At 62.0% G+C, this 17109-nt stretch carries 16 protein-coding genes; 9 read left to right on the top strand and 7 right to left on the bottom strand.

Going from position 1 to position 17109, the window contains the following annotated elements:
* Positions 1-9: 9 nt before the first annotated feature.
* From ABIE40_RS20085 to ABIE40_RS31045, 4 genes are all read right to left on the bottom strand, one after another.
* On the bottom strand, positions 10-768 hold the full coding sequence (locus tag ABIE40_RS20085; RefSeq protein ID WP_449097662.1) for an ABC transporter permease: 759 nt from the start codon (positions 766-768) through the stop codon (positions 10-12).
* 80 nt (positions 769-848) lie between these two features.
* Entirely contained in the window at positions 849-1673 is an 825-nt protein-coding gene (locus tag ABIE40_RS20080; protein WP_112712454.1) for an ABC transporter permease, read from the bottom strand.
* Positions 1674-1852: 179 nt separating this feature from the next.
* Positions 1853-2986 carry an ABC transporter substrate-binding protein gene (locus tag ABIE40_RS20075; protein ID WP_199625470.1) on the bottom strand — a complete coding sequence of 378 codons (1134 nt, stop codon included), beginning with the start codon at positions 2984-2986 and terminating at the stop codon, positions 1853-1855.
* 16 nt (positions 2987-3002) lie between these two features.
* Positions 3003-4148 (bottom strand): ABC transporter ATP-binding protein, encoded by a 1146-nt coding sequence (locus ABIE40_RS31045; protein ID WP_502944812.1) that lies wholly within the window; start codon positions 4146-4148, stop codon positions 3003-3005.
* A 264-nt stretch (positions 4149-4412) separates the two neighbouring features.
* On the opposite strand from ABIE40_RS31045, the gene ABIE40_RS20060 reads away from it, so the two are divergent.
* The 6 genes from ABIE40_RS20060 to ABIE40_RS20035 all read left to right on the top strand — a co-directional run bounded on the left by ABIE40_RS20060 (position 4413) and on the right by ABIE40_RS20035 (position 10719).
* Positions 4413-5447, top strand: a complete 1035-nt coding sequence (locus tag ABIE40_RS20060; RefSeq protein WP_199625468.1) for a Gfo/Idh/MocA family protein — start codon at positions 4413-4415, stop codon at positions 5445-5447.
* Between the two features lie 11 nt (positions 5448-5458).
* A complete protein-coding gene (locus ABIE40_RS20055) occupies positions 5459-6361 on the top strand; it encodes a sugar phosphate isomerase/epimerase family protein (protein WP_199625467.1) in 903 nt (300 codons plus the stop codon).
* A 94-nt stretch (positions 6362-6455) separates the two neighbouring features.
* On the top strand, positions 6456-7718 hold the full coding sequence (locus ABIE40_RS20050; RefSeq protein ID WP_199625466.1) for an ABC transporter substrate-binding protein: 1263 nt from the start codon (positions 6456-6458) through the stop codon (positions 7716-7718).
* A gap of 64 nt (positions 7719-7782) precedes the next feature.
* A complete protein-coding gene (locus ABIE40_RS20045; RefSeq protein ID WP_199625465.1) occupies positions 7783-8691 on the top strand; it encodes a carbohydrate ABC transporter permease in 909 nt (302 codons plus the stop codon).
* A gap of 2 nt (positions 8692-8693) precedes the next feature.
* The gene (locus ABIE40_RS20040) at positions 8694-9581 is read left to right on the top strand and encodes a carbohydrate ABC transporter permease (RefSeq protein ID WP_199625464.1); all 888 of its coding nucleotides are present in this window, start codon (positions 8694-8696) and stop codon (positions 9579-9581) included.
* Positions 9582-9642: 61 nt separating this feature from the next.
* Positions 9643-10719, top strand: coding sequence for an ABC transporter ATP-binding protein (locus ABIE40_RS20035; protein ID WP_199625463.1), 1077 nt, complete (start codon positions 9643-9645; stop codon positions 10717-10719).
* Positions 10720-10749: 30 nt separating this feature from the next.
* On the opposite strand, the gene ABIE40_RS20030 is transcribed toward ABIE40_RS20035, so the two are convergent.
* Together ABIE40_RS20030 and ABIE40_RS20025 are read right to left on the bottom strand one after the other, a co-directional pair.
* Complete coding sequence (locus ABIE40_RS20030) at positions 10750-11781, bottom strand: aldo/keto reductase (RefSeq protein WP_199625462.1); 1032 nt, start codon at positions 11779-11781, stop codon at positions 10750-10752.
* Positions 11782-11878: 97 nt separating this feature from the next.
* Positions 11879-13024 (bottom strand): alpha-hydroxy acid oxidase, encoded by a 1146-nt coding sequence (locus ABIE40_RS20025; protein WP_199625461.1) that lies wholly within the window; start codon positions 13022-13024, stop codon positions 11879-11881.
* A 321-nt stretch (positions 13025-13345) separates the two neighbouring features.
* Between ABIE40_RS20025 and ABIE40_RS20020 the strand changes: the two genes are divergently transcribed.
* The 3 genes from ABIE40_RS20020 to ABIE40_RS20010 are packed head-to-tail and all read left to right on the top strand — an operon-like array spanning position 13346 to position 16194.
* Entirely contained in the window at positions 13346-13900 is a 555-nt protein-coding gene (locus ABIE40_RS20020) for a MaoC family dehydratase (protein WP_112712434.1), read from the top strand.
* Positions 13901-13906: 6 nt separating this feature from the next.
* The gene (locus ABIE40_RS20015) at positions 13907-15067 is read left to right on the top strand and encodes a CaiB/BaiF CoA transferase family protein (protein ID WP_199625460.1); all 1161 of its coding nucleotides are present in this window, start codon (positions 13907-13909) and stop codon (positions 15065-15067) included.
* Positions 15064-16194 (top strand): extracellular solute-binding protein, encoded by a 1131-nt coding sequence (locus ABIE40_RS20010; RefSeq protein ID WP_199625459.1) that lies wholly within the window; start codon positions 15064-15066, stop codon positions 16192-16194. Before ABIE40_RS20015 ends, ABIE40_RS20010 begins: the two co-directional genes overlap by 4 nt.
* A 54-nt stretch (positions 16195-16248) precedes the next feature.
* On the opposite strand, the gene ABIE40_RS20005 is transcribed toward ABIE40_RS20010, so the two are convergent.
* Entirely contained in the window at positions 16249-17088 is an 840-nt protein-coding gene (locus tag ABIE40_RS20005) for an amidohydrolase family protein (protein WP_199625458.1), read from the bottom strand.
* Positions 17089-17109: the final 21 nt, after the last annotated feature.

Below are 17109 nucleotides of genomic sequence, written 5' to 3'. Positions count from 1 at the left end.
GGCAATCTCTCAGTGCCCCACACGCGATAGGACGTCTGCCTTCAGGAATCGCTCAACGATAAGCATAAAAACCAAGGATGGAATGAGCAGCAAGAGGGCGGTGATCGACGCGATCTGATAATTGCCGCCCGAACCCGCAGTATACAGCAGAAGCGGCAGCATGTTCACGTCAGGAGCGCCCACAAAATAGCTGCCGGTAAATTCGTCGAGGCTCTCGAGAAAGACGAAGATGGCGCTCGCCATCAGCCCGGGCGCGGCGAGCGGCAGCGTGATGTCCATGAAGGCGCGCATGGCGCTCGCGCCGGCCGAGCGCGCCGCCTGCTCCAGCTCCTCGTCGATCGCCGAGAAGGCTGCCGTCGCGATCCAGACTGCGTATACGAGACCATGCGAGGCGTGCACGAGGACGACGCCGAGGATCGTGCCGTTGAGGCGGATTTCGTAGAAAATCCGCGCGACGTTCACGTAGACGGTGAGATTTGGAAAGGCCTGTGGAATGAGGAAGGCGAGCAGGATCAGCGCCCGGAACGGCAGCTTCAGCCGCGCCAGTGCATAGCCTGCCGGGATCGCCAGCAACAGCGAAACGACGACGGTCAGCACGGCGACGATCAGCGAATTGGTGAGCGACTCGACCGCGCCGCCGCGCGGCGCAAACACCTTCGCCCAGCTGCTGAAGCCATATTGCAGCGGCAGGCTGTGCGGGAAGTACCATTTCTCCGCGACGGTCCAGAGCAGCAGATTGGCGAGCGGCCCGAAGATGAAGAAGGCCATCAGCCCGAAGATGATGGCGCGCGGGATCCACCAGAGCGCCGAGAGCGGATGTGATTGCGTGGCGGATAGCGTTGCGGTGCTCATGCGCGCTCCTTCAGGCTCTGGCGCAGATAAATCCAGGCGACCGACGAGGCGAGTACCAGCGACACCAGGCCGAGCGCATTGGCCACACCGTAATCGCCATAGGCGTTGACGCGGAAGGCGATATCGGCCGTCAGCATCGTCGGCGACTGGGCGTTGATCATCAGCGGTACAGACAGGACCGACATCATCGTCACGAAGGAGAGGATGAGGCCGACGGTCAGCGTTACCGACACCTGCGGAACGAGGATTTCGAAAAGGACGCGCAGTTTCGAGGCGCCGAGATTGCGGGCGGCCTCGATCGTGTCGCGGTTGACGGATGCCATGGCTCCTGCGACCAATAGCGCCACGAAGGGCGTCTGCTTCCAGACGAAGGCGATGACGATGCCGCGCCAGTCGAGATAGCTCTGTGCATCGAGCGGCGTCAGAAGGCCGAGACTGATCAGCGTGCTGTTCATCAGGCCGCTCTTGGCAAGGAAGGTGCGCAGGATCTGGCCGACGACGATGAATGGAATGAACATCGGCCAGCGATAGAGCCAGCGCAGGATCGCGACCGCGACCGGGTGCTCGCCAAGCGTCAGATAGCCGCCGATGGCGATCGAGGCGAGACCGATGAGGATCGTGGAAATGGTGATGATCACCACCGAGAAGACGATGTCTTTCGTGTAGAGATCGAAGGTCTTGTAGAAATTGTCCCAGCCGAACCCGCCGCCTTCGATCCTGAAGGCGCCGACCGCCGACATGACCAGCGGCAGGATGAAGAGGAAGGCGATCACCGCCAGTGCCGGGAGCACGAGCAGGAGACCGAGCAGGCGTCTGGACATCGTTCGACCTCGCTTCTTGTTCCCTTCTCCCCTCGGGGAGAAGGTGGCCCAAAGGGGCCGGATGAGGGGGCGATCCGGCTGGGGAGCGGCCTTGCTTGCGCCGGCCGTTCGCTCCTTCGTCGCTCACCCCCTCATCTTTCCTTCGGACATCTTCTCCCCGCCGGGGAGAAGACAGTGCGTTACTTCACGGACTGCTCGTAAGCCTCGAGGATCGCCGTGTTGTACTGGGCGATCGGGAAAGGCTTGCCCTTGGTGGCGAGATCATCGGGCGTGATGTCGACGAAGAGCTTGTTCCAGGTGGCGTCGTCGAGCTTCGGCTTGACGAACTGCGCGTCGATGCCCGGATACCAGTTGAACTTCTTGACGATGCCGTCGGCCTGGACTTCCGGGCTGGTGGCGAGCGCGATGAACTTCTCCGCGAGATCCTTATGCGATGCCTTGGCCGGAACGACATAGTGCATCGGCTGGCCCGGCATGCCCGGAGCCGGCAGGACGAGCTTCAGCTCGGGCGGCAGCTGGCCGTTGGCCTGCCAGGAGTAGAACATGTCGACCCAGACCGGGCCCATGGCGATTTCGCCGCGCGACAGGAGGTCGAGCGTGCCGGCATTGCCCGGCGTCAGCGTCGCGTTCTTGGTGAAGTCGGCGAGGCTCTTGAAGGCATCGCCCCACTTGGCGGTTTCGTCCTGCTTGAACGGACCGGTCATCAGGTTGTTGGCATCGCCGCCGCCGAAGGCGTAGATCCAGCCCATGACGAAGCTGACGCCGGAAGCGCCGCCCTTGATGCCGTTATAACCGAACTGCTTCGGATGTTCCTTGGCCCATGCGGCGAGCTCGGTGTAGCTCTTCGGCGGGTTCGGAACGAGCGTCGGGTTATAGGCGATCGCCGTCTGGCTGTTGAACATCGGCATGACGTAGCCGTCGACGTCGGAGCCGAGAGCGTTCTTGGCGTTGTCGCGGGAGACGAGCTTGCCGGTGTCGATCGCGCTGCGATACTTTTCGAGATAGCCCTTCTGGACCATCGGGCCGGCGAACTTTTCGTGGACGACGGCGACGTCGATATCCCAGTTTGCCGTGTTGGCAGCCTGCTGGGCGTCGAAGCGCTCGAGGATCTTCTGCGAGCCGGCATCGCCGGGACCGGTGCCGACGGCACGGACGGTGTTGCCCGGATAGGTCTTTTCAAAGAGCGGTCCGAGATACTGGTTGATGTAATCGACCATGTTCTGGTCGCCGGCGGTTGCGACGGTCAGCTCATCGGCCTTGACGGGCAGGACGGCGAGGGCGACGGCGAAAGCTGCATAGGTCAGTCTTTTCATGAGTGCTCTCCAGGGTTCAAAGGAATAAAGTCATGCGTGGGCTTTCCCGGCCGCGGACCGGGAAATGGAAATGGCCGGGTTGGACTCCGGCGAATTGAAGAGGAAAAGCGCGTCCGGCCCGACATGGACCTGCACGCGGTCGCCGGGCTCGAAGGCGCGCGGCGCATCGGCCATGATCTCGCGATCGCCAAGCCGCACAGAATGGCGCCAGTGGCCGCCGGGATAGCTGACGGCGGGTGACTTCGCCGGTAAAGGTCATGCCGGGCGCCGCGATCGGCGTATCCATCGGCAGGAGCTGCGCCGCTTCCGGCCGGAAGCGGGCTTCGACCGCGCCTGACTGCAGCTGGCGGCCGAGAAGCGCCACACTGCCCGCGGCATTCGCTGGCCCGGCGGCGATATGGAAACTGTCGCCCTGCGGGCTGCCTTCCAGGAAGAGCACGTTCTCGGCGCCCATGAAGGCGGCGACGAAGGCCGAGGCCGGACGATTGTAGACGTTCTCGGGCGTACCCTGCTGGGCGATCTCGCCGGCATTCAGGATGACGATCCGGTCGGCCATGACCATGGCCTCTTCGCGATCGTGCGTGACGTGGACGGCGGTGATGCCGAGGCGCTTCTGCAGCGCGCGCAATTCATGGCGCACCGTCAGGCGGATGCGGGCGTCGAGATTGGAAAGCGGTTCGTCGAGCAGCAGGATCTCGGGGTCGACCGCCAGCGCGCGGCCAAGGGCGACACGCTGGCGCTGGCCGCCAGAGAGCGCTGCCGGTTTGCGCGCTCCGAGCCCATCGAGACCGAGAAGTTTCTGCATGGCATTGACCCGCTCGGCGATCGCTGCCTTGGCGACACCCTTGAGCTTCAGACCGTAGCCGATGTTCTGCGCCACCGTCATGTGCGGCCACAGCGCATAGGACTGGAAGACCAGCGCCATGCCGCGCTTGTCCGGCGGCATGTAGGTCACGTCGCGCTGGCGCACCGAGACGGTGCCGGAGGAGGGGGCGATGAAGCCTGCCAGAACGCGCAGCAGCGTCGTCTTTCCGCAGCCGGAAGAGCCGAGCAGCGCCACGAATTCGCCGCGCTGGATGCTGAGGTTGATATCGTTCAGAACCTTGGTGTTGCCATATCTGCAGGCAACAGAATTCAGTTCCAGAAACGCGTCCTGGTTCATCGTGTCTCCTCCCATTGCACGGCTGTGCAACCCGATCCCGAGCTTAGTAGAATGTTTGTTTAACAGCCAGATGACATGGCGGATTTTTTTGTGCTGCAGCGCAATGCAAAGCCGGCTAAGGCCACGTTTATGCTTATGTTTTCCGCAGCATTTTCTCTAAATTAAGCCTGTCTTGACAGCAGGAAACGTTTCTGAATACTATCGTAAACGTTTACGGGATGCGTTTTCGGAGGATGGTTGAAGACGCGCCACGGGAGGAAATCAGTGAAACTGAATGCCGTTCTCTGCGGGTGCGGAGCTATGTCCAAAGGCTGGCTGCGCGCGATCAAGGAAACGCCGGCGCTGGCGGATGCGATCGCGATCAGGGGCCTCGTGGATTTGAACCCCGAGGTCGCGCAGGCGCTTGCCGCCGAGTTCGGTCTCGGCGACGCCGTGATCGGCACAGATCTCAACGACGTCATCGCGCAGACCAGGGCCGATGTCGTCTTCGACGTGGTCATTCCCGCCGCGCGCTTTGCCGTCGTTTCGGCGGCCTTGAAGGCCGGCTGCCATGTGCTCAGCGAAAAGCCGATGGCGACTTCGCTGGCAGAGGGCGCCGCCCTGATCGACCTCGCTGCCGAGGCCGGCAAGGTCCACGCGATCATCCAGAACCGCCGCTTCATTTCGGGTGTGCGCCGCATGCGCCGCTTCGTCGAAAGCGGAGCGATCGGCGATCTCACCGGTATCCATTGCGACTTCTTCATCGCTCCTCATTTCGGCGGCTTCCGCGAGGAGATGGATAATGTCCTGCTGCTCGACATGGCGATCCACACCTTCGATGCGGCGCGCTACGTCGCCGGCAAGAAGCCGCTCGCCGTCTACTGCGTCGAGAAGAACCCGAAGGGATCCTGGTACCGCCACGGCGCCTCGGCCAATGCCACTTTCGAATTCGCCGATGACGTGGTCTTCACCTATCGCGGCTCCTGGTGCGCCGAAGGCGAACGCACCAGCTGGGAAAGCGAATGGCGCCTCGTCGGCTCGAAGGGGATGCTGACCTGGGATGGCGCCGAGAATTTCAGCGCCGCCGTCTCCGGCGCCGAACCCGGTCTGCTGCATGGCTTCACGCCCGTCGAGGTCCCCGGTCCTGAGCATGACGAAGAGACGCACGGCCATGCCAGCGTGATCGCCAGCTTCATCGAGGCGATCCGCTCGGGCCAGCGGCCGGAGACGGCCAGTTCCGACAATATCAGAAGCCTTGCCATGGTCTTCGGCGCCATCGAGAGCGCGAAGACGGGCAAGCGCGTCGAAATTTCAGCATAAGGAATGAGAACGTGAGCAACCCCGCAAAATCCATCCGCATCGGCACCATGATCAGCGCCTCGAGTGGCGGCGCCGCCGAGCGCATAAGCCAGATCGCCGGCATGGGTTTCGAAAGCTTCGAGCCCTTCTTCTGGCAGACGACGAATGGGCAAGATCTCGCCGAGCTCGGCAAGCGCTGCAAGGATGCGATCGGCGACCGCGACATCACGATCTCGACGCTCGGCATGTTCGGCAATCCGCTGGAGGAAACCGAGATCGACCTGCAGACGCTGCAGGGCTGGAAGGATTGCATCGACAACGCCCATCATTTCGGCGCCACCTGCGTGGCCGGCTTTACCGGCCGCATCCGCGGCAAGGTGCTGACCGACAGCCTGCCGCGCTACAAGCAGATCTGGAGCGAACTTGCGAAGCGCGCGGCCGACAAGGGCGTCAGGATCGCCTTCGAGAACTGCGCCATGGACGGCAACTGGGCGGCCGGCGACTGGAACATCGCCCATAATCCGGATGCCTGGGAGCTGATCTTCAACGAGACGCCGGATGACAATATCGGCCTCGAATGGGAACCCTGCCACCAGATGGTCTATCTCATCGAACCGCTGCCGCAGATCCGCAAATGGGCCTCGAAGATCTTCCACGTCCACGGCAAGGACGCGACGATCCGCTGGGACGTCATCAAGGAACACGGCATTTTCGGCAAGGAAAAGTTCGTCTTCATGCGCACGCCAGGCTTCGGCGACAGCAACTGGACCGACATCATTTCCGAGCTTCGCCTCGCCGGCTGGTCGGGCTCGATCGACATCGAAGGCTGGCACGACCCGGTCTATCGCGACGCGCTTGAAATGACCGGCCAGGTCCATGCGCTGAACCACCTGAAGCATGCCCGGGGCGGCGATTTTGTTGCTGATCCCGGCTGAGTGACCTATCGTGCGGCGTGCGCGGGCGGAGGAGGCCAGGCGTGCAACGCGATCATTAAAGCTTTCGCGGCATGGCCGCTTTTGGGAGGAAAGTATGAAAGCGATATCAAAACTTGCGTTGGCGCTCGGCGTTTCGATGCTGCTGTCCACCACCGTCCATGCCGAGGACAAGACCTTCAAGATCTGGTGGTTCGAAGAGCCGACGACGGCACAGGGTATTGTCTGGCAAAAGGCGCTCGAGGAATTCAAGAGCAAGCACCCCGACGTCACCGTTAGCTTCGAGCAAAAGACCTTCCAGCAGCTGCAGGCCTCCGGCGGCATGATCCTCAATTCCGATCAGGCGCCTGACGTTCTTGAATACAACAAGGGCAATGCGACGGCCGGCCTAGTCGCAAGTCAGGGACTGCTGACCAATCTTGACGACTATGTGAAGAAGGAAGGCTGGGACAAGATCCTCAACGAAGGCGACTTCGTCCTCAGCCGTTATGACGAGAAGGGCATCTATGGCTCTGGCCCTGTCTGGGGTGTCTCGGTTTTCGGCGAATATGTCTCCTGCTTCTACAATATCGATATGTTCGAAAAGGCGGGCATCAAGCCGCCGTCGACGCTCGAAGAGTGGGTCGCCGCCATGGACGCCTTCAAGCAGAAGGGCCTGACGCCTCTCGCGCTCGGTGCGATCGACACCAGCGGCCAGCATCTGCTTGCCTCGCTCGCCTATACCAAGGCCGATGATACCTGGATCCAGAACTATCAGGGTTTGAAGGCGCCGCTTGATGGCGCGCCTTATCTCTACGCCGCTCAGACGCTCGTGGACTGGGTCAGCAAGGGTTACATCAGCAAGGACTCGACGGGGATGAAGGACCCTGACGCGGCCCTGCTGTTCACTTCCGGCAAGGCGCCGATGTATGTCTCTGGCACATGGAATCTCGGCACTTTCGCTTCGACCATCAAGGACTTCAAGTGGGGCCAGTTCGTCATCCCGACACCGAAATACTCGGTTGGTTCGACGGGCAATCTCTGGGTCGTCCCCAAGGGCAGCAAGAATCCTGATCTCGCTGCAGAATGGATCAGTCTGACGCTGTCGCCGAAGTATCAGGCCGAACTCGCCAATGCCGGCGGCGTAGCGATCGCCGCGGATCCTTCCGCAATCACCAACCCCATCGGCAAGAACGCTGCCACAGTCTTCAAGCAGATCTCTGACAAAAGCGGCCTTGGTTTCTATCCTGACTGGCCGGTCCCCGGCTACTACGATGTGCTCAATCAGAAAGACACGGGCCTGTTTCAGGGCAGTCTGACTGCGGAGCAATTCGTCGAACAGATCAAGCAGGTCTACGACGACGCGCAGGAAAATCAGTAGTCGATGCTCTGAGTTTTGGGCTGCGCCTTCAGGTGCGGCCCTATCAGACTGAAGGAAGAACTGAATGGCAGTATCCGGCCGGCAATTTGGCGACAGTTGGCGCAGCTATAGCCTCTACCTGATCCCGGGGTTGATCGGTTTCGTTCTGATCGTACTCATACCGCAGCTTGCCAACCTCGGCCTCAGCTTCACCGCCTGGAAGGGCGTTGGAACGCCGCGGCCGGTCGGCCTGCAGAACTATAGCCGTCTGCTGACGGACGACCAGTTCTGGGGATCGATGTATCACACGCTGCTGTTTATCGTCTCGATGACGGTGATACCGGTGTGCATTGGTCTGGTGCTCGCGGCGGTGCTGTTCGACTATGTCAGGGACCAGTTCGGCGACTGGGTTTCCAGCTTCTTCAGGGCCGGGTTTTACCTGCCGCAGATTCTCCCCGTCACGGTCGCGGGCGTTCTCTGGGGATGGATTCTCAATCCGGTCGGCGTGATCAACATCACCTTGAAGGCGATAGGGCTCGATGGTCTCGCCCAAAACTGGATCGGCGACGCGACATACGCGCTCGCCGCCGTCTCGCTCGTCATCGTCTGGATACAGGTCGGCTATTGCCTCGTGGTGTTCATGGCCGGGCTCTCGCGTATCGACCCTTCTCTCTACGAAGCCGCCGAGCTGGATGGTGCGCACTGGTGGAGCCGATTTGTCACCATCACCATTCCGCTGTTGGCGCCCGAGATTTTCGTGGTCGTGCTGACCACTCTTATTGCGGCGCTCAAAGTCTTCGCGCCAATCTTTGTCATCACCGCCGGTGGGCCCGACAATGCCACGCTGGTGCCTTCCTATCTGACCTATTACCACTTCTTTACGACGCAGCGTGTCGGCTACGCCGCAGCGATCGCGGTCGTGCAGACGATCCTGACGATCGCCCTGGCAGTCATCTTCCTGCGCTTTCAAAGCCGTCAAGAGCCGAAGGATTAGATATGGCCGATTTGGTTCTCAGCGACGATACGGCCAAGGCCGGCACCACGGCGACAGCGCACCGTTCGCGTCGTGATCCGATGCGCTGGGTGGTGCTGGCCATCCTGTTCCTGCTCCTGGCCTTCACGCTCTTTCCGTTCTTCCTTGCGCTGCTCAATGCCGTGAAGACGAGCGCCGAATATGCGGTCGGCGGGCCGCTCTCGATTCCCAAGTCGATCGACCTTACGGCGATCGAAAAATTCTGGACGGCGTCCGACTTTAGCCGAAAGCTGCTCAACAGCGTGGTGATCAGCCTCAGCGTGGCAGTGTTGGGCGTGTTGATAAGCCTGTTCAACGCCTATGCCATTGCAGTCGGCAAAGTGCCGGGCTCGCGTCTTATTCTGGTGGTCTTCCTTCTCGGCATCATGGTGCCGCAGGAGTCGGTGATCTACCCCCTCTACTACATGGCAAAGGCGACTGGCCTCTACGATACGCAGCTGTCCGTCATCATCATTTTCGCTGTCTTGCAAAGCGCTTTCGGGACCTACCTGCTGTCGACGGTGCTCAGCACCTTTCCGAAGGAGATACTTGAGGCAGCCGAAATGGATGGCTCCACTCATTGGAAGACATTGTGGTTCGTCATCGTCCCGGTGCTGCGCCCTACGCTCATGGTCCTGGGCACCTTCTTCTTCATCTGGACGTGGAATGAGTTCCTGATCCCGCTGGTCATGCTGGTCTCCAACAACAACCAGACGGTCTCCGTCGCGATGGGCCTTACCCGCGGCCAGAACATGTCGGACCCCGTCTTGCAGGCCTCGGCGGCCTTCCTGGGCATCATACCGACGGTGATCTTCTTCCTGATCTTCCAGCGTACGCTAACGCGCGGCATTGCAGCAGGAGCGGTCAAGTGAGGACGTTTTCCACCTTTAGCCACATCATCGACCCCAATCCGGGATCAGCAAGGTTTTCCGCATGAACCAGGATATCCAGATCGAGCTCTCCGGAATCGAGAAGCATTACGGCGCCTACCACGCCCTCAAGAACATCAACCTGACGATCCCGAAGGGGCAATTCGTGGCGCTGGTCGGCCCTTCCGGCTGCGGAAAGTCGACGCTGCTGCGCTCGCTCGCGGGGCTGGAAAGGATTACCGGCGGCACGATGAAGATCGCCGGAGACGTGATGAACGACGTGCCACCGCGCATGCGCGATATTGCCATGGTGTTCCAGTCCTACGCGCTCTATCCGCATATGACGGTGGAGCAGAACCTTACCTATTCGCTGCGGATGCGGAAGGTGCCGAAGCCCGAGGCGAAGCGCAAGGCTGAAGAAGTGGCGGCGATCGCCGGTTTGGGTGGCCTCCTGGACCGGTATCCGCGCCAGCTTTCGGGCGGCCAGCGCCAGCGCGTCGCAATGGGCCGCGCCATCATCCGCAATCCGAAGGCCTTCCTGTTCGACGAGCCACTCTCCAATCTCGATGCTGCATTGCGCGTTTCGATGCGCAAGGAAATCCGCGCCTTGCACGACCGGCTGCATGCGACATCGGTCTATGTCACGCATGACCAGATCGAAGCCATGACCATGGCCGACCATGTCGTCGTCATGCGCGACGGCATCATCGAGCAGCAGGGCAAGCCGCTCGATCTCTATGACAGGCCGGCCAACAAGTTCGTCGGCGGCTTCATCGGTTCACCGGCGATGAATTTCGTCCCTGCAATCGTCGGTGAAGACGGACGGAGCCTGATCCTGGATTTCGGGACAGTGAAGCAAACCATCGCCTCCGGCCACCAGCTACAGCCTGGTCTCAAGGTGACGGCAGGACTGCGGCCCGAGCATCTCGCGATTACCGGTCCGGGGCAGGGCACCTTCGACGTGCCGGTCGCCTTCGTGGAATCGACGGGCTCGTCGACCTTCGTCGCGACCGCAACGACGCCGGAGCTGACGATCGTCCAGACCGGCCGCAGCGGCGCGCATGCGGGCGAAACCATCGGCGTCACCGTCGATCCGGCCCATCTTCATCTTTTCGACGAAACGAGCGGCGTCAGGATCTGACGCCGCCCTCAATCTTCAGTGAACCAGGCGTCAGCGCCCGCCTTCCATCTTGCGGTGGCGCTGGTTGGTGCCGTTGACGCCGTAGGGATATTGGCCGGGCGTCGGCGCGCTGATGTCCGTCAGGCGCTGCGTTTCCTCATCCGAGAGCGTCAGCTTGGCGGCGCCGAGATTGTCGGCGAGCTGCTCGGTGGTGCGGGCGCCGAGGATGACCGAGGTGACGGCCGGGCGCGCCGCGACCCAGGCGAGTGCCACCTGCGCCATGCTGACACCGCGTGCCCTGGCGATTTCCTCGACGGTGGCGATGATATCCCAGGTGCGCTCCTGCGCATTGCGGGCTTCATAGGCCTCGCCGCCACGCTTCGGGTTTTCGCCGAGACGCGTGGCACCGGTCGGCATCTGGTCGCGTTTGTATTTGCCCGTCAGCCAGCCGCCGCCGAGCGGCGACCAGGGAAGCAGGCCCATGCCGGCATCCTGGCAGGCGGCGACGATCTCGAGCTCGATATCGCGCATCAGCAGATTGTACTGTGGCTGCAGCGTCACCGGCCGGGTATAGCCTTGCGCCTTGGCGATTTCGGAGGCCTTGGCAATGTGCCAGCCGACATAGTTCGAGAAGCCGTAATAGCCGATCTTGCCGGCCGAAACGGCGTCGTCGAGGAAGCGCAACGTCTCCTCGATCGGCGTCAGCGCGTCCCAGGCATGCATCTGGTAGAGATCGATATGATCGACGCCGAGGCGTTTCAGAGAGGCATTAAGCGCGGCATGCAGATGCTTGCGCGACAGGCCGATATCGTTAGGTCCGTCGCCCATCGGGAAGCGGCCCTTGGTGGCGATCACGGCCTGTTTGGCCTCCGTCGGCCGGGCCTTCAGCCAGCGGCCGGTGATCTCTTCGGAGACGCCGGCGCTATAGACGTCGGCGGTATCGATGAAATTGCCGCCCCAGGCGAAATAGTCGTCGAGCAGCTTGTGCGAAGTGGCTTCATCCGACTCCGCGCCGAATGTCATGGTCCCGAGGCAATAGGCGGTCACGATCGTGCCGCTCGGGCCGAGCTTGCGATAATCCATTGAAAATCCTCCATTTCAAAAGACATGGCAAGCTACCGCGCCGTGCCGTCACACACAACGCTTGCTCTCTCAATCGTGAACGGCTGGAGGGGCCGGATTAGCGAAAACGGACGTTCGCGCGTGTCAGCTGGTCGACTGACGAGCAGCCCATCAGCTTCATGCCGCGCTCGAGCTCTGCCTGCATCAGCGTCAGCGCCCGCTCCACCCCGGCCTGGCCGGCACCGGCCAGCGGGAAGAGGTAGTAGCGGCCGAGGCCGACGGCTTTTGCGCCGAGCGACAGCGCCTTCAGCACATGGGTGCCGCGCTGCACGCCGCCATCGATCATCACGTCGATCTTGTCGCCGACGGCATCGACGATTTCAGCCAGCTGGTCGAAGCCGCTGCGCGAGCCGTCGAGCTGGCGGCCGCCGTGGTTGGAGAGCACGATGCCCGTGCAGCCGATATCGATCGCGCGCTTGGCGTCCTCGACGGTCATGATGCCCTTGAGGCAGAACTGGCCGCCCCAGGTCTTCACCATTTCGGCGACATCGTCCCAGTTCATGGCGGGATCGAGCATCTCGGTGAAGTAGCGGCTGATCGACATGGTGCCGCTGCCCATGTCGACATGGCTGTCGAGCTGCGGCAGTTTGAATTTCTCATGCGTGAAGAAGTTGAGCGCCCAGCCCGGTTTGACGGCGAATTGCGCGATGCCCGCGAGGTTCAGCCGGAACGGGATGGAGAAGCCGGTGCGCTTGTCGCGCTCGCGGTTGCCGCCGGTGATGCTGTCGACGGTCAGCATCATGACCTGGACGCCCGCTTCCTTGGCGCGCGCCATCATCTCGCGATTGAGGCCGCGGTCCTTGTGGAAATAGAACTGGTAGACCTGCGGCGCGCCGCTGATGCGCCGCGCTTCTTCGAGGCTCACCGTACCGAGCGAGGAGACGCCGAACATCGTGCCGAACTTGCCGGCTGCCCGCGCCACCGCGCGCTCGCCCTCGTGATGGAACAGCCGCTGCAGCGCCGTCGGCGAGCAATAGACCGGCATCGCCAGCCGCTGGCCCATGACCGTGACCGACATGTCGACATTGCTGACGCCGCGCAGAACGCTCGGCAGCAGATCGCAGCTTTCGAAGGAGAACGTGTTGCGCCGGTAGGTCACCTCGTCGTCTGCCGCGCCATCGATGTAGTTGAAGATCGGGCCGGGAAGGCGGCGCTTCGCGAGGCGGCGGAAGTCGTGGAAGTTATGGCAATCCGTAAGGCGCATGTTTTGGACCAGAATCTCGTTGTCGCAGGGCTCTGCTTGCTTGGGATTGATCGGCGGCGCATCCCACTATGGATGGAGCGCGCTGCGCTGTTTCAGGACTTTGGCGCGGCGCGGCTGAAGATATCAAGGCCGCTAGCGCCTTTATACACATCGATGCGGCGCGGTCGATGAATCTGCGGCTCTCATTCTCTCTCTCTGCCTCCCAGCTCTCGCGGCATTCACGCCGCGCCTTCTGTCTTGGCACAAACTTACGGGACTTGCAAAGATCACTCATATGTGAAAATGATCTTCACATAAGAAAACTCATCGCCGGGAGGAGGCATGATCGTGGGCCAGGAGCCGACAGTCGGGATTTCGTCCACGCATCCGTCCGACATGCCGCAGGCGCATGCCGATCTGCCGGTCTGGAATGCCGAAAACTGGTTCTATGAGGACTGGCCGGAGGGCCAGAAGATCCGCTCGCTGCGCCGCACGATCGGCGAGAGCGACAGCCACCTCTTCAATGTGCTGGTGACCGACATCCATCCCTATGTGCAGGATCAGATGTTTGCGGAAAAGGAAGGCGTGTTCGGACGGCGGCTCGTTGCCGGTGCCTTCGTCTTCTCGGCCGGGCTCGGGCTTGTCGCCACCAACTGCGTCAACGCCTTTTCCTACGGCTACGACAAGCTGCGCTTCATCAAGCCGGTCTTTATCGGCGACACGATCTACACGATCCGCACCAACCTCGACAAACGCCCCCGCTACAAGGAGCTCGGCCTGATCAGGGCGAGCTACGAGGTCTTCAAGGGCGAGGGCGAACTGGTGCTCTACTGCGAGCACCTGCAAACCGTGAAATACAGGAACCCGGCCGATTTTGCCGGCCAGACAGAAAAGTAAGATGCAATGACGCAATCCAGCGATCTCCCTCTGAGCGGCCTTGTCGTCGTCGACATGAGCCAGTTCCTCTCCGGCCCCTATTGTTCGCTGCGCCTGATGGATCTCGGTGCGCGGGTCATCAAGATCGAGCGGCCCGACGGCGGCGATCTCTCGCGCCGGCTCTATCTCAGCGACACGGAAATCGGCGGTGACTCGACGATCTTCCACGCCATCAACCGCGCCAAGGAAAGCCTGGCGATCGACCTGAAGAACGAGGCCGACCTGAAGGCGCTGCGCACGCTGCTTCTGAAGGCTGATGTGCTCATCCAGAACTTTCGCCCCGGTGTCATCGAGCGGCTCGGGCTGCATTACGATGCGGTGAAAGAGATCAATCCGCGCCTCGTCTATGCGTCGATCAGCGGCTATGGCGAGGAGGGCCCCTGGGTGAAGCGTCCCGGTCAGGATCTGCTGGCGCAATCGCGCTCCGGGGTGATGTGGCTGAATGGCGATGAGGACCAGGGACCTGTGCCGTTCGGTCTGGCGATCGGCGATATGCTCGCCGGTGCCGCCGCCTGTCAGGGTATCCTGGCAGCGCTCGTTCGCCGGGGGATCACCGGCAAGGGCGCGCATGTCGAGACCAGCCTGCTCGAGGCGCTCGTCGACTTCCAGTTCGAGGTGCTGACCACGCATCTGAACGATGGCAAGCGGCTGCCGAAGCGATCGAATTTCCGCAGCGCCCATGCCTATCTCGCAGCTCCTTACGGCGTCTACGCTGCTGCGGACGGCTATCTCGCGATCGCCATGACGCCGATCCCGAAGCTTGCCGATCTTCTGGAAATGCCGGAGCTCGATCCCTATCGCGACGATCCCTCAAGCTGGTTCCAGCAACGTGATCTGATCAAGGAGCTGATCGCCAGGCGGATCGCCACGAAGACCACCGACGAGTGGCTGGCAATCCTGGAACCCGCCGATATCTGGTGCGCCAAGGTTCTAAACTGGAACGAGTTGATGGAAAGCGAAGGCTTCAAGTCGCTCGACATGCTGCAGACGGTGACTCGCGAGGACGACGTCTCCATTCTGACCACCCGCTCGCCGCTCCGCGTCGATGGCGCCCGGCCGGTCTTTCATCGCGCTGCGCCGCGCATCGGCGAACATAGCGCGGCCATCCGCAAGGAGTTCGGGCTATGAGCAGGATCACGCTGAAGGGAATGACCTGGAACCATCCGCGCGGCTACGACCCGATGGTTGCCTGCTCGCGGCTGTTCGAGGAACAGACGGGCACTGCAATCCATTGGGAAAAGCGGTCGCTGCAGGACTTCGAGACCTATCCGGTCGAGGAATTGGCGCGCGCCTATGACCTGATCGTCATCGATCATCCGCATGTCGGCCAGATCACCGGCGAGAAGTGCCTGTTGCCGCTCGATGTACCCGGCCGCGAGGCCGAGCGCGAAGCCTTGAAGAAAGGCAGCGTTGGCGCCTCCTATCCGAGTTATCTCTGGGACGGGCGCCAATGGGGCTTCCCGATCGATGCGGCAACGCAGGTGCAGGCCTACCGTCCGGACCGGATCGAAAAGCCCGCCGCGACCTGGCAGGAGGTTCTCAATCTCGCCCGAAAAGGGCAGATGCTGCTGCCGCTCCGCCCGCCGCATACGCTGATGACCTTCTATACGCTGTCGGCCAATCGCGGGCATCCGTGCCAGACGGAAGCCGGCCAATTGATCGATCCGGCCGCTGGCGCCGAAACCGTCGAAATGATGCGGGAGATTGCTGACCTCATCGACCCCGAATGTTTCGAGATGGATCCGATCGCGGTCTTCGAGCGCATGGCGCTCGCCGATAGCCCGATTGCCTGCGTGCCGTTGATCTACGGCTACATCAATTATTCGATCGACGGTTTCCGCGAGAGCCTGATCAAGTTCGCCGACATTCCGGTCGCCGGAAATCTCGGTCCGGTCGGTTCGGCGCTGGGTGGTACCGGCATTGCGGTTTCGGCCTTCTCAAGCCATCCGCAGCAGGCGCTCGACTTCGCTTACTGGATTTCCGGCGCGGACATCCAGCGCAGTCTCTATACGAGCTCGGGCGGTCAGGCAGGGCATGCCGCTGCATGGGAAGACGACGCGGCGAATGCGGCGACGGCGGATTTCTACCGTGGTACCCGCGCCACCCTCGAGGGCGCCTGGGTTCGGCCCCGCCACGACGGTTACATGGCCTTCCAGCAGCGGGGATCCGACAGGTTGAACGAAGGCCTGAAGGGGAAACAGAGCGCAGCCGTGATCGTTGCCGATCTGAACAGGCTCTTTGCAGAGAGCTTCTGAAGCCCTGCTATCGTGGCGCCCGTTTCCGTGTCCGGCAGCGAGCGCCACGTCCTGTTAAGCGAGATTCCAGAGCTTCCTGGCATTGCCCGAGAAGACCTTCGTCCGCTCGCTCTCGCTATTGGCTGAAAACAGCGCATGGGTCGTCGCGACCCATGTCGAGAGGCCGCCGCCCAGCGTGCAGACCGGCCAGTCGCTGCCCCAGACGAGGCGATCCCAGCCAAAGCTTGACGTGACATGCTCGACATAGGGCCGCAGCGTCTCGACGTCCCAGGTCCCGGCATCGGCATAGGCGACGATGCCCGAGACCTTGCAGATGACGTTCGGCCGCTTGGCCATGTCCCGGATACCGTCGTTCCAGACATCGTACGCGCCGCTGCTGATCGCCGGAACGCCGCAATGATCGAGGACGAATTGCACATCCGGCGCCAGATCGACGAGCGCCATCGCCCGGGTCATCTGATGCGGCAAAACGCAGAGGTCGAAGGTCAGGCCGGTGCCCGACATGCGCTTGATGTTTTCGCGAAACAGGGCGCCTTCGGAGAGATCATCCGGAACGACGTGGAGAACGCGCCGGAAGCCCTTCACGAAGGGATCGGCCACCTGACGCTCAAGATAGGCTGCAAAGCCTTCCTCTTCCGGGCGGCAGGAGGCGATGACGCCGCGGATCAGATTGCCGTCACCCTGCGAAAGCTCCCGGACGACGTCCGTCTCCCGCTGGATTTCGCCGGGATAGACGTCCACTTCCATATGCAGCGCCGCATCGATGCCGCAGCGGCGGGCTTCCGTCGCATAGGTGCTGTAGAGGAAGTCCTGATTGAGCGCCGGGACGCCGGAGAGCCAGGGGTAGTTCAGTTTCGACTTGTTGATCAGGTGCAGGTGGGTGTCGATAAGCAAAGCGTCCTCCCCGTTTTGCGG

This window comes from Rhizobium sp. OAE497 (genome assembly GCF_040546565.1).
Taxonomy (GTDB): Bacteria; Pseudomonadota; Alphaproteobacteria; order Rhizobiales; family Rhizobiaceae; genus Rhizobium.
The sequence above is the reverse complement of the archived record's forward strand: the minus strand, read 5'-3'. Positions and strand labels throughout refer to the sequence as shown.

Bases quoted from the DNA above. Each gene is read 5' to 3' on its own strand.
- ABIE40_RS20010 (WP_199625459.1), top strand. From the start codon at position 15,064: ATGAGCAGGATCACGCTGAAGGGAATGACCTGGAACCATCCGCGCGGC.
- ABIE40_RS20015 (WP_199625460.1), top strand. From the start codon at position 13,907: ATGACGCAATCCAGCGATCTCCCTCTGAGCGGCCTTGTCGTCGTCGAC.
- ABIE40_RS20030 (WP_199625462.1), bottom strand. From the start codon at position 11,781: ATGGATTATCGCAAGCTCGGCCCGAGCGGCACGATCGTGACCGCCTAT.
- ABIE40_RS20075 (WP_199625470.1), bottom strand. From the start codon at position 2,986: ATGAAAAGACTGACCTATGCAGCTTTCGCCGTCGCCCTCGCCGTCCTG.
- ABIE40_RS20025 (WP_199625461.1), bottom strand. From the start codon at position 13,024: ATGCGCCTTACGGATTGCCATAACTTCCACGACTTCCGCCGCCTCGCG.
- ABIE40_RS20085 (WP_449097662.1), bottom strand. From the start codon at position 768: ATGGCCTTCTTCATCTTCGGGCCGCTCGCCAATCTGCTGCTCTGGACC.
- ABIE40_RS31045 (WP_502944812.1), bottom strand. From the start codon at position 4,148: ATGAACCAGGACGCGTTTCTGGAACTGAATTCTGTTGCCTGCAGATAT.
- ABIE40_RS20050 (WP_199625466.1), top strand. From the start codon at position 6,456: ATGAAAGCGATATCAAAACTTGCGTTGGCGCTCGGCGTTTCGATGCTG.
- ABIE40_RS20045 (WP_199625465.1), top strand. From the start codon at position 7,783: ATGGCAGTATCCGGCCGGCAATTTGGCGACAGTTGGCGCAGCTATAGC.
- ABIE40_RS20035 (WP_199625463.1), top strand. From the start codon at position 9,643: ATGAACCAGGATATCCAGATCGAGCTCTCCGGAATCGAGAAGCATTAC.
- ABIE40_RS20040 (WP_199625464.1), top strand. From the start codon at position 8,694: ATGGCCGATTTGGTTCTCAGCGACGATACGGCCAAGGCCGGCACCACG.
- ABIE40_RS20020 (WP_112712434.1), top strand. From the start codon at position 13,346: ATGATCGTGGGCCAGGAGCCGACAGTCGGGATTTCGTCCACGCATCCG.
- ABIE40_RS20080 (WP_112712454.1), bottom strand. From the start codon at position 1,673: ATGTCCAGACGCCTGCTCGGTCTCCTGCTCGTGCTCCCGGCACTGGCG.